This is a genomic window from Paenibacillus sp. NPDC058177 (assembly GCF_042883835.1).
Lineage (GTDB): Bacteria > Bacillota > Bacilli > Paenibacillales > Paenibacillaceae > Paenibacillus_AQ > Paenibacillus_AQ agri.
Window position 1 is genome coordinate 340,156 of the sequence record NZ_JBHVVB010000001.1, and the last position, 12,687, is coordinate 352,842.

Below are 12,687 nucleotides of genomic sequence, written 5' to 3' on the forward strand. Positions count from 1 at the left end.
TTATAAGAGTTTTGCCCTCGTCATGCTATTCCAGTTAATGGTATGATTAAGTTGAAAATGTTTTTTCTACGCTTACATACTTAAGGTAAGAATAAGGAGATGAAAGCATGGCAATCAATACTACCGCGAAGCAAATCCAAATTATCGAATATGATCCTTCTTATGCAGGGGCACTTGCTGAGATGTGGAATCTCAGTAACGAAAGCTGGGGAGGCGGTACTAACCAACGAACGGAGGACACGGTGCGCCGGGAGATGGAGACCTCGTCCAATCTTCATGCATTTCTTGCCGTTGACGGCAAGGAGGTTGTCGGCTTCTGCAGCTTTGCCCACTACCGCCACGACGAAGGGGCGCTGTATGTACCACTGCTCAATGTACGGCCCGATTACCACGGTTACAAGGTCGGCCGCAATCTGATTTTGAATGCGGTTCGCAAGACGGTGGAAGCGGGTTGGCCGCGGCTGGATCTTTTCACTTGGGCGGGCAACACAAAGGCAGTGCCAATGTACAAGAAATGCGGTTTCTTTTGGGAAAAAAATGATGATTACGTTCATTTGATGAACTTTATCCCGACCATTTTGCAGACGGAAGCGCTTGCTTCTTATTTTGAAGAGCTGGACTGGTATGGGGACAGTACTCGTGAGCTCGTCGTTGAGCCGGATGGCCGACGGGAACGAGGCTTTGATTTTATGGAGTACACTTGGGGTAAGGGAGAGCTCTCCCTGCGGGCTGAATTTGAAAAGACCGGTCGAGGCTTAACCGCTCTCGATACACCGGATTATACAATCTCCACCGAAATCGATGATCATGATCTTGTATTCGGTTCCACCTACAACGTTCGCTATCGTATCAAGAACTGTTCGGCTTCTGAGCTGAACATTGAGATCAAGGGCCAGGATGATAAGAATATCCGATTTGCGCTGGACGTTGCACATACCATTGCTCCTGGAGAATCGGTCATCGTAGACGGAGAATTCGGACTTGATCCGGTTCGGGAGGAACAGAATGACAAGAAAACCCATCCGGTCGTCAGAAGCGAGTGGTTAATTGGGGGCAAGCGGGCCGAATTCCGTATCGGTATTGCTCCGAAATTTCCGCTCAAGATGAAGATTGCGCTGCCAGCTAAGGCGTTGTTCCCGGGCATTCCGAGTGAGCTCTATCTGAATGTAGAGAACAATTTTGCCTCAGAAGCGGAGTTTGCTTTGGAGTTGCCGGAAGCTGAGTGCATCGAATGGGCCGAGCGTAACGTGCGCTTCACGGTTCCAGCCAAGGGTAAAGCAGCGATTCCGGTAGCCTTCACCTTACGGTCATACGGACTGTACTCACAAGAGGTTGAAGTGACGGCTAGTCCGGTGGGTGGTCAGTCGGTAACCTTCACAAGCAAGCTGTCCCTTTTGATAAAGGGCACACACGGTCGTTTCGGTGGAGAGAATGGGGATCAGTGGGTCGCCGTTAATGGTGCATTCTCCCTGCATCAGAGCAAAACCGATAATAACATTTGGATCGAATATCCGGGCTCTCATCATAGCTTTTGGTGGCCCTATCCGAAGCTGGGTAAGCCGTTTGCCGACGAATTCTCCAAGAAGCAGGCCAAAGAAGTGAAGATCTACCCCGAAGGTGAGGGTCAAATTCTTGAAACGCTATACGAATCGGAAGCTTTCCCTGGCCTTGAAATAAAGTCGGTAGCCAAGCTGTTTGCCAGCGGTATCGCTGAATTTCATCACGAGATCTGCAACACCACCAGTCAAGAGCTGGAAGAGAACCTATATCTGCAGACCAACTTCGGTTTCTTTGGCAAAAGACTGATCCTGCCTTACCAGGGGCAGTATGTAGATATGGGCGATGCTTACTCCAGTGATCCAAGTCATTGGGACAGTGCACAGATTACGGAGAACTGGTTGTTCAGCGAGGAAGAGAACGGAGCTAGCGGAATCTACTGGGACCCTTCCTTGAAGCTGCTGCGCCCGGAATACCCGCTTGGGCTGGAACATGATCTGGGCCGAATTCCTGCAGGTGATGCCGTTCGGACAAAGACAACTGTGTTTGCTCTGAATACCTTCAAGAAGTGGTCCGATTTCCGTTCTTTTGCCCGGAAGCAGTATGAGCCAGTTGTACCCGTTTTGGCTGATCATCTCGAACTCGCGCTGGGAGGCGGGAATCCGTTCGCGTCTGGAGAGCTTCATGCAGAACTAATCGAGAGAAAGATGATTCCGCTTGCTGGGAATCTCGAACTGTATGCGCAAAACGATGGCGAAGCAGAGTCGAAAGTCGCTGACATTGAGTTGAACAGAGAACATGATTTGCGCTCTGCTGGCTTTGAATTCTCTCCTGAGGAAGCGGAAGGGACAGAAAGCAGTGATCGTGAATCTCTTTGGAAAATCCGTGCCGTTTATCGTGGAGAGGACCGGGTTCAGGAGCGTTCAACTCTCTGGTTCCCTCGGAAGGAAACAGCTGTCGTTTGCGAAGTGGAAGAAGGACCAGCGGGTCCTATCTATTCGGTGAGCAATGGAGTTCTCTCCATAGCGGCTGCCCCTGGCTTTGGGAGTGTCGTGCATTCCTTGAAGTACCAGAGCGCAGAGTGGCTTGACAGTTCTTATCCGGAAGCGGCCCCGCGTTCCTGGTGGAATCCCTGGTACGGCGGACTTGGTGTAGATATCCCCGGCATGGGTGGCTTCAGCCTACAGCAGGAGCCTAGAAGTGCGGCATGGGTGGAGAGAACAGACAGTCACGGGAACCTCTGGAAGGGTCTCCGATTAACAACTGTGATTGAGAAACAGGAGGCGAATCGGGGAATAACGATTCACCAGCATTACTTAATGCTGCCTGGTGTCCCTGTTCTCTGTGTACTACATTCGGTGACCAATGAAAGTGGCATGGTTCTGCCGAATTATTCACTCTCGGACGCTAATTACCTCCAGCCTTCGCAGGTCTTCTCTGAAGGGTGGCTGGAACTTCCCGGGGAAGGGAAGTTCCTTGTTGGAAAGCTGGGCGCAGGTCTTGATTCCAAGGGGCTCTTGCGAGTGGGTGCGATTTCTCGTAAGGACTTACTGCATATAGTCAATAATTCTGACAATCAGGGCGCTTTTGTATATGTGAACAATAAAGTGTTCAGTCAAGGCGTGAATCACCAACTTTCCCTGCGAAATGGGGAAACCGCCTGGACACAGCCGACCTTCCTGGTCCTAGGGGGAATGGCTCTAAATCCGGAGGATGTCCGCGATCTTCAGAAGATTACTTTTACTAGCCCTACTGACACAAAGGAGAACTAACATGCCGATTATTGACATTCATATTCACCTGTCGGATATCGACAGCTTTCATCAAACCGCTAAAGATCTGTCCAAAGTCGATTACAGCGCTGCTGGCCTTAAGGCTGAGTTTGACAAGAACGATGTCATTCTCGGCATCGGAATGGGCGTAACAGAGCAGAGTAAGGGGGCTTTTCCAGATTCCAGTTCCCCCAATCCGATGCCCCTCGATCTGGAGGAGACCGTACCACCATTCCTAATGGAATGCGTGGGTATTAATCCGAACATGCTTGGCGGTAAGCAGGCTTCAGAGGAACTGGATCGGATCGAGGCACGGCTGCAAGCTCCCGAGGTAGCAGGTATCAAGTTGTATGCCGGATACTATCACCATTACGTATATGACAAAATCTACACCCCAATCTATGAACTGGCTGCAAAATACGATGTGCCTGTAGTGATTCATACTGGCGATACCTATTCGATGAACGGCTTGCTTAAGTATTCACATCCACTCACCGTAGATGAATTGGCTCTCCAGCAGCGTGGCGTGAACTTCATGATCTGCCATCTGGGCGATCCGTGGGTGATGGACGCTGCCGAGGTAGTGGCTAAGAACCCTAACGTCTACGCTGATCTATCCGGCTTAGTCGTCGGGGACCGTCCTCATTTTGAACGGTTCATGAATGAACCGCTGTTTATGGACCATTTCCGCCGGGCGCTGGTTTATTCCGATCATTACGAGAAAATGTTGTTCGGAACCGACTGGCCACTCGCGCCAATTGATCTGTACGCGGAATTCGTGCGTCGGCTTGTGCCGGAGCAGCATCATGAGAAGGTGTTCTACGAGAACGCTTTTGGACTGTTCCCGCGTATTAAGGATCGGATCGCGGCGCTGTGAGAGCGGCGGCAGTATAGTTAGAATGTGGTGAAGCGAACGAGAAACTAACGCAAGCGATTGAGGTATAAAGCAAGGAAAGCCATCCCCACATTTTGAAGGGGATGGCTTGTTTTTTGATCCAAGTATTAGGGGCATAAGCTTAAAGATAATCATATCCCCCACCGGAGATATTACACTTCCGCAAACGTTTGATGCCCAGAATGACACCTTTGATAGCTCCGTATTTTTCAATAGCTTGAATCATGTAGACAGAACAACTTGGCTCAAAGCGGCACTTATCCCGAACTCTAATCGGTGCGTAATGTTGATATACCTTTATTCCCCAAATCAGAATGGATTTTGCCCGTAACAGTACATACAAGAAGATGCCTGTAATGAATACTACTAAAGCACTCTCCAATACATAAGCTGGCATGAGCTGTTGGAAGAAGTACAAAACAATTCCGGAGCTCAGGATACCAAGCAGTATCGGAACCAATACCCGGCGTAGGGACATCCACCAATCGATTTCAGGAATGACATGTGTTCTTATATAGAAGTTGCTTCGAGGATCATTCTCTTCATAATCTGTATGTAAGATTCTCATCAATTCTTCTTCAGTAGGGATACTATTGAAAATAGTACTTTCTGTCTCTGTGGTTCTCATAATATGTACTTTCGTTTTAAACTTCTCTGTAGAATATTAGCATGTAATGGTGCGTCGTAACAGGTTGCTGAAGGCAACCAGGCTTTTCCGTAACGGCCAATGATTCCATGGATTGATAAACCCAACCAGACTGTGCTTGGTAATTAATGATATCTGAGAATAAATTGATTGCTGCCTGCGTATCTCCACGGTTTACTTGGACATTCTTAGGGCCTGGAACGACTTTGTACTCTCTCACTTAAATCATCCTCTCGAGTTTTAGTATAATGGAAAAAAGTCATTCCATTATTTTACTATGACAAGAGAAATAAGTCGATTAGAAATGCCCGTTTTATGGAACATCGACAACCCACATGACAACAATTTTCCCCGTTGACTTTGCCCTTAGGGTAAAGTGATTAGTTTTGCTGAGATTCGTTGGCATGAACTCGTGAATCCCCCTATGAAATATATGTAACGGACCCCAACCAGGCCACGGTGCCTAAGGATACTGTTACCGAGGTGTGTTTTCCAGTATACAAAATAACCCGCCGGACTTGTGCCTGACGGGTTATTCCCATTTTTCTAATCTTGAATATAAATTAGATGTTATTTCATGGGTTGTACGCATTACCCACAAGGAAACTTTGAGCGATGCTTCTGCATCTCATAGTTTTTTTAGCCTAATAATCTTGAGAGCAGAATAATCTCTGCCAATCGTATGATGCGTCTTCTTCTACGCCTTCTAACAATGGAACTTAGAATAAGAAAATCTGTGCCAACCGATGAGAGGGTTCCAGTATAAGTGCCGCCGGTGGTTGTTACCTGCACGGTTTTTCCTTGCAATAATTTAGCTTGTTTGCGAAAGTTCACGGTTATATCCCCCTTTCCTTCACTGATAAGGAACGCCTTATAAGATATTCCTGATAAGTAAAGTGTGAAAGGTATAAATGTGGATAAAAGGCAAGCCATAAGGCGATTATTCGAATGATTGATGCACACAGGGTCGCATTATCAGTGAGAGAGAGCATCCAGGAAGTTCGGATCGGAGGAACGACACGATGCGCATTGCTCGTTTCATAATTATTGTTATTGATTGCAGCAGTATGATGTAATTCAAGTGATTACATAAACAATACCCCACCGAACGAGAAAGAAGGGGGTGGATTTTTTTGAAAAGTTCTTTCAAATAATAAAGACACCTTTCTTCTAAGGTGCCTTCGAATTAAATTCATCTATAGTGACGGGAATGAAAGAGTGGAAAATGGTTTTTCTTGAATGTGTAGAGATTTGATCTGCTCTTAACTCAAAGCTTAATCCGTCTAATCTCTTCTCTGCCAAATAGTTATTAGGTATCTCAATGCTGAACTCGTAGATGGTACTGTCTGCTTTCTGTTTAACGGTTTTCTGCTGAATTAATGTTGCTATTTTTTCTATCGTTTCGGGTACTGAAAATTCGATATTTGCTCCATCCACATTTGTAAATTCAATCGTGTATAGTATGGAGCCATTCAATTGTTTGAAATGCTTATTGATGATGAACATTTCTTTGTCACCTGGAAGAGAATTATCAGCATAGTCTTTAGATTGAAAAAAATGGCGCTCTTCTTTTGGTACTAAATTCACTGAAGAATTATTACCTTGAGTACAGCCTGATAATAAAAATAGAATAAAAGAAATGATTAAAACCTTTTTCACTTTTGCCTCCAAATAAGTAAGCGCGGTTTTGCCGCCCTTATTTTTTGTTTGATAAGATTTACCCACAAGAAACCGTATTCCATTATTTTACTATGAGAAAAGGTGTATGTCGATTAGATTGCGTGTTGAAGAGACTCGCATATCTACCGCCACATGAATAATACTTTCCCGTTGACTTTGCCCTTAGGGCAAGGTGCATAGTGGATGTAGAACAAGGCTTAGATGAATAGCATTTCGTACATATTTTAAACAGAAACAATGGAGGTGAATTTGATGCTCTCGATAGGAGAATTCTCGAAGATTTGCGAAGTCTCTACAAAAACGCTTCGATATTATGCCGAGATTGGCTTAATAGTCCCGGATGAAATTAATCCAGAGAACGGATATCGGTATTATTCGATACAGCAGCTTAAAAAGATGCTCTTGATCAACCGTTTGAAATCGTACCATTTCTCTCTGGAAGAAATTAAAGGCCTTCTGGAAGTGGAAGAAGATCAATACGAAGAGAAGCTTTATGCTGCCCTTCATCACAAGCGAAGAGAGATCGAGAACAAGATACAGGCTTTTGAGTATACGCTGCAGCAAATGAGTAATGACATTTTAAATGTCGAGCATGGAATACCGATGATGGCCTATCTTGACCGAATTGAAGTGCAGCTTGTTGAAGTCCAGCCGATGAATATTCTCTATACGCGTCAAATGATGAGTAAGGAGGAGTATGCCTTAGGATATGGATCGTATTTTAGCAGCCTCTATGAAAAGATAGCTATCGACCAACTCACCTTATTGGGTACCCCCATGACAATTTATCATAGCCAGGAATACAATCCTACCGGCAATGATACAGAGTTCGCGATCCCGGTAAAGGAGGCTGTAAAAGGAACCAGAGATTTTTCGGGAGGCCTGTGTGCGAAGGCTATGGCTAAGGGTGCCTACTCAGAATTAACTTCGGTCTATGCGAAGCTTCGGGAATGGGTGGACACGGAAGGATATGAGCTCGTGAAATCACCCTATGAGATATATGTAACGGATCCCAAACAAGCACCCACGCCTGAGGATACCGTTACCGAGGTGTATTTTCCAGTACAGAAAAAATAGCCGTAAGTCCTAACCTGCACTTTGACGCTCGTTAAAGAAACTCAAATCATCTAATGGAGAGAGGTATATATTATGCAAAAAAACTTCTGGCCCTCTACAGAATGGCAAGCTGCAGATCCGGCAACTTTGGGTATGAACGCTGAACGGCTTGTGGCGCTTGAACCTGCTATTATATCGGAGTACAGCAATATTAACGGTATCGTGATTGTGAGACATGGGCAGATCGGCTATGAAAAATATTTTAATGGCTACGGCCGTGAACATAAGCACCATGTGGCCTCTGTAACGAAAAGCATTCTTTCTGCCCTTGTTGGCATTGCTATAGATGCAGGTTATATTAACAATGTAGATCAGAAAGTACTGGATTTTTTCCCGGAATATGTTCCTCCGGCTGAGGATACACAGAAAAGCGAGATCTCCATCCGCCATTTGCTCACGATGACAGCGCCATATCCCTTTCAGGATTGGCATGAACCACTAGACAAGATGTGTATGGCACCTGACTGGGTAAAATATACGCTGGATATGCTGGGGCAGCAGGGGCGGATTGGCGATTTTAAATATTCCACCGCAGGGGGTCATCTGCTCTCCGCCATCCTCACACGCAGCACCGGACAAAGTGCCCGTGAGTTTGCTAACGAGCGTGTATTCAAGCCTATCGGTATGCAAGAAATTCCGGATCATGAGATGACATCATTTGGGTTCGACGATTTATTCGGGAAAGATGTGAAAGGGTGGGTCCATGATCCAAGCGGCAACTCCACAGGAGGGTGGGGCCTAACGTTAACCCCCCGAGATATGGTGCGTTTTGGATATCTATATCTGAAACGTGGCCTTTGGGAGGATGCTCAGATTATTCCGGGGACATGGATTGACGATTCAACAGCGCCGAACGCTCATAATTATGGTTATATGTGGTGGTTACGTAAAGAGGATGGAGTGTCGGCCTACTCCGCACTGGGTGATGGCGGCAATATCATTTGCTGTATTCCAGATAAAGACCTGGTCGTAGCCATTGCGTCAGAATTTATGATGAACCCTCGTGATCGGTGGCCACTGATTAAGGAATGTATCATCCCGGCGGTAATGGACTAGGCCTACAAAGGGCGTATAATTTTGCGTATGATCAACATCATTTAGGTTACTCATAAGACCGTTACAATTGTCGTTTTATCAAAAAATGGAATAAAAAAGCAACCTTCCGGAGTAGTTTGCGTCTATAGATTACGTAGAGGTCAACGTTCTTTAACACGGGAGGTTCGTCAATTCATGAACAAAAGATGGTTATTAGCGCCCGTACTTGCTGCGTCATTACTTGTGGCTCCAGTAATCAACGCAGCTACACCAGCTTACTTCGTCTACACTACAGATGGAGGAGGTCAGTCTACCAGCGCAGCGCTGATTAAGGATGGTATTACTTATGTTTCATCCGGCCACTGGGAAGCAGCGGGACTTCGGGGCGTATGGGACCAGGGTCATAAGCGAGTGGAGTTTACAGGATGGGAGAAAAAGATAGCTGTTCGCATAGGAAGTAAAACGGGAGTCCTGGATGGAAAATTGGTCAGTTTGGGAGGAGTCCCTTTTGAAACCAATGGACAATTATATGTACCCGCTGACTTTCTTGTAAAGTCGTTAGGAGGTGAAACCGTCAGCTGGGATGCAGCCAAGAAAATCTATACGGCTAAAGAAATAAAGAGCTTTTCCAGTACTAGCGCAAAATTCGGCGGAAATACGTACACGGTGGATAAAAAGGCTGGGCGCTTATATGTCACAGATTCCTCTGGTCGTACCCGTCTGTTGGCCAACCTCGGATCAGAACTGTACGATATGGTGGCATTTGATTTTCAGAAGACACCGAAGGGCCTAATTTATCTGACCTTGACCGATGTGTATGGGGAACCTCATATTCATAATAAATGGTATACGTTGATTATCAAGGACGGAGGGGTCATTCGCCAGGCAAATGTAGGATACTATATGCGTTACGGTAATAATGTTAAAATTGCGGGGAATCAGCTCTTACTAACCGATGGGAAAACATTGCGTCTGATCGAAGATGGAACGGGCAATGTAACCCAGACCCTAGACCTGACCAAACTCGGTGGTGTATCTGACACCTATTTGGTGGAAGGAATGGATGATGATTTTCTACTGATCCGTCCCAATCAACAAGGTTTCCTCATGCTGATCGACCGTAAAACAGGGTCTGAAACATTGCTTTACAAAGAACTGCTGGATCCCGAACAGCAAAACTTCGCGGAAACCAATGATCTTCCGTTCTTTGGGGACAATCTAAAGTTTGTGAAGCGAGAAGGCAATGCGCTGTTATTTACGAACGAATATGTACGAGATGGTAAGGTGTACAAATTTAATTTGAGTGGGAATAATAAATAATAAACTACAGCTATATAAGCCGAACAAAAGAAAGTAAAAAAAGTGAGGAGGAACGAAGGGGGAAGTTTGGAACTGTAGGAGCGAAAGCGATAGTTGTGCAGGAACAAGGAAAGGAATGAATAAAAGAATGTTTGTTTTAAGATTTACCCAAACTTTATTGAAAGATATGAAAATTACACCTGTAGAGTACGAAAATATTTCACCACTCTTGAGTTGGCATGCCAATATTATTCGATTGAATAAACGAAAACATATTTTATTTGTCAATGATCTTAGTCGACTAAGTATCATAATTGATGGCGTTAGAACTTCGCAGTTAAATATTTTATTAGATAAATTCCATTCAAGACTGTTTGAATACTTAGTAAGCGAAGGAATAGAGCAGAAAGTAATAGAGTCTTATTTGAAAGAGGGACTCGAAACGAACATCTCCAAAACTAACAGTAGAAGTGTCTTAGGGACAATGAAAGAAATAACAATGTATTGTGACGTAACGCAATTGAAATTTGCAGATCAAGAAGAAAGGGACAAATGGCTGAATAGAACAATACATAAACCCATTGACTATAAAAAACCTATTGATGTATTTAAAGAAGAGATTCGGAAATACTCTTTATAAAAGTTTTACGAACAAGTCGGAACATGATGGGTCATGTGCTCTGGCTTGTTTTTTGTTATTAAATATGATAATTTTAAATCAAGTTTTATCTAATGATATATAGTTTCATCTAATGAAACAAACAGAGAGGAGCTAATGTATGTCTGAGGAAATGAAGACACGAGTACAACAGCAATTTGGTAAGAATGCTGAGAAGTATGTAACAAGTGTTCGTCATGCCAAAGGGGAGGATCTGACACTGCTGGTATCTGCCGCGCAGGCCACTAAGGAGATGACTGTACTTGATATTGCGACAGGAGGAGGCCATGTAGCGAATGCGCTTGCTCCTCTTGTCAAGCAGGTTACTGCTTTGGATTTAACGCAAGAGATGCTGAATTCAGCTAAAGTGTTTATTGAAGGGAACGGTCACGGAAATGTGGAATTTGTGAAGGGGGATGCAGAGCAGTTACCCTTTGAGGATGCTTCGTTTGATATTGTGACTTGTCGAATTGCCGCCCATCATTTCCCTAATGTACCTGCTTTTTTGCGAGAAGCTTACAGAGTTTTAAAACCAGGAGGCAAACTGCAGCTAATTGATAATGTATCTCCGGAAGATGGTCGTTTGGGGGAGTTTTATAATGAGGTTGAGCGATTGCGTGATCGGAGTCATGTTCGAGCCCTCTCCAAATCAGAATGGATTGGACAATTAGAACAAACCCATTTCCAACTGGACGCTTTAATTTGCTTTCAGAAGCCTTTTGAGTTCCAGAGCTGGTGCCAGCGGATGGGGCTTACGCCAGAAGAGCAGGGTGAAGTCAAAGCTGAATTTATTAAGGCAGAACCGGCCACATGGGAGTTTTTCCGCATTACCGCAGATGCGGGGGAGATCGTCAGCTTTGTTGGGCAATCTGCGTATTTTCAGGCTTCGAAATCATTATAAGTAATAGTAAAGCTAAATATCTCTTGAATCCATTTAAAACGGCCCATTCCTTTACAAGGGAATGGGCCACTATTTTTACTTTGATAATTCTACAAAACCTTCTCCAAACACATCTCTTACATCATGAATGGTCAGGAAGGCGTCCTTATCGGCATTTTCAACGATTTTCTTGAGTGTGGACACTTCCTGTTTGCTAATGACGATATAGAGCACTTCTTTAGGCTCCTGGCTATAGTAGCCCTTTCCTTGCAGAACGGTCACGCCTCTGTCCATGACCATGTTGACCTGTTCAGCGATTCTATCCTGCTGTTTGGAGATAATCGTGACTGCTTTTTTAGGGTTCAGTCCTTCAATAATAAAGTCCATTACCTTCGTACCGACATAAAGCATAATAATGGTTACCATAAGCTTTTCTGTCCCGATAATGAAGTAAGAAGCAAATACAACGATCAAATCAAAGAATAGCAGGGCGTAGCTAATATTCCAATGGAGATATTTATTAGCAATCTTTGCGAGAATAGTGGTACCCGCAGTACTGCCGCCAACCTTAATGATCAGCCCAATGCCTGATCCGACAAGTATGCCCCCAAATATCGCATTCACTATTAATTCATTAGATTGAATTCTCCAATCGTGGGTCAGATGGAGGAACATGGAATGAAGCAACACGGCGATAATTGTATAAATAATCATCTTCTTATCCAGGAATCGGTATCCGAAAATCAGCAATAAAGCATTGATTACTAAGTTGACTATACTGGGTGACCATTGAAATAGGTAATACAAGATGATAGAAGTTCCGGTAACTCCACCCTCGCCTAGTTCATTGGGAATGACAAATACATTGACTGCTAAGGCAAACAGAAATGCTCCAAGTATTAAGTAAAAAAGATCGTGCGTTATTTTCTTCAACATTGTTACCATCCTTACGTTTCGCAATAATCACAATACTATATATCATCTCGGTGAGCTTAGGCAATCCTTTTTTTTCAAAGACTAAGGACTCATAAAAGTGCAAAGATTGCTGTACTGCTGCGATTATGCACTCTTCTGTATAAGGATAAATTGTCAGCTGTTCGATCCAGCTTTAACATTTCTTTAAATTCGTCTTGTATAATGGACTACTATATAAGACGAATAAAAGAAAGTAACAAAAGCGAGAAGGAACGAAGGGGGAAGTTTGGAACT

At 44.4% G+C, this 12,687-nt stretch carries 11 protein-coding genes; 7 read left to right on the plus strand and 4 right to left on the minus strand.

Annotation, left to right across the window (positions count from 1 at the left end; all coding sequences use genetic code 11):
- Positions 1-107: 107 nt before the first annotated feature.
- Positions 108-3,269: a GNAT family N-acetyltransferase gene (locus tag ACFVU8_RS01490; protein WP_387425624.1), complete on the plus strand. Its 3,162-nt coding sequence runs from the start codon at positions 108-110 to the stop codon at positions 3,267-3,269.
- A 1-nt stretch (position 3,270) separates the two neighbouring features.
- Positions 3,271-4,146, plus strand: coding sequence for an amidohydrolase family protein (locus ACFVU8_RS01495; protein ID WP_175372552.1), 876 nt, complete (start codon positions 3,271-3,273; stop codon positions 4,144-4,146).
- Positions 4,147-4,285: 139 nt separating this feature from the next.
- Here ACFVU8_RS01495 and yidD read toward each other — a convergent pair whose 3' ends face one another.
- The 3 genes from yidD to ACFVU8_RS01510 all read right to left on the minus strand — a co-directional run bounded on the left by yidD (position 4,286) and on the right by ACFVU8_RS01510 (position 6,535).
- A complete protein-coding gene (yidD, locus tag ACFVU8_RS01500) occupies positions 4,286-4,732 on the minus strand; it encodes a membrane protein insertion efficiency factor YidD (RefSeq protein ID WP_387425625.1) in 447 nt (148 codons plus the stop codon).
- Positions 4,733-5,449: 717 nt separating this feature from the next.
- Entirely contained in the window at positions 5,450-5,644 is a 195-nt protein-coding gene (locus ACFVU8_RS01505; protein ID WP_387425626.1) for a hypothetical protein, read from the minus strand.
- Between the two features lie 336 nt (positions 5,645-5,980).
- Positions 5,981-6,535: a hypothetical protein gene (locus tag ACFVU8_RS01510; RefSeq protein WP_387425628.1), complete on the minus strand. Its 555-nt coding sequence runs from the start codon at positions 6,533-6,535 to the stop codon at positions 5,981-5,983.
- A 207-nt stretch (positions 6,536-6,742) separates the two neighbouring features.
- Between ACFVU8_RS01510 and ACFVU8_RS01515 the strand changes: the two genes are divergently transcribed.
- From ACFVU8_RS01515 to ACFVU8_RS01535, 5 genes are all read left to right on the plus strand, one after another.
- Entirely contained in the window at positions 6,743-7,567 is an 825-nt protein-coding gene (locus ACFVU8_RS01515) for a MerR family transcriptional regulator (RefSeq protein WP_387425630.1), read from the plus strand.
- Positions 7,568-7,639: 72 nt separating this feature from the next.
- The gene (locus tag ACFVU8_RS01520) at positions 7,640-8,662 is read left to right on the plus strand and encodes a serine hydrolase domain-containing protein (protein WP_387425631.1); all 1,023 of its coding nucleotides are present in this window, start codon (positions 7,640-7,642) and stop codon (positions 8,660-8,662) included.
- Positions 8,663-8,836: 174 nt separating this feature from the next.
- Positions 8,837-9,961 (plus strand): stalk domain-containing protein, encoded by a 1,125-nt coding sequence (locus ACFVU8_RS01525; RefSeq protein WP_387425633.1) that lies wholly within the window; start codon positions 8,837-8,839, stop codon positions 9,959-9,961.
- Positions 9,962-10,076: 115 nt separating this feature from the next.
- On the plus strand, positions 10,077-10,580 hold the full coding sequence (locus tag ACFVU8_RS01530) for a DUF6933 domain-containing protein (RefSeq protein ID WP_286154902.1): 504 nt from the start codon (positions 10,077-10,079) through the stop codon (positions 10,578-10,580).
- 139 nt (positions 10,581-10,719) lie between these two features.
- Positions 10,720-11,499, plus strand: a complete 780-nt coding sequence (locus tag ACFVU8_RS01535) for a methyltransferase domain-containing protein (RefSeq protein ID WP_387425635.1) — start codon at positions 10,720-10,722, stop codon at positions 11,497-11,499.
- A gap of 75 nt (positions 11,500-11,574) precedes the next feature.
- Here the strand turns inward: ACFVU8_RS01535 and ACFVU8_RS01540 are convergent, their stop codons facing one another.
- Positions 11,575-12,414 (minus strand): YitT family protein, encoded by an 840-nt coding sequence (locus ACFVU8_RS01540; protein ID WP_376767044.1) that lies wholly within the window; start codon positions 12,412-12,414, stop codon positions 11,575-11,577.
- Positions 12,415-12,687 lie beyond the last annotated feature (273 nt).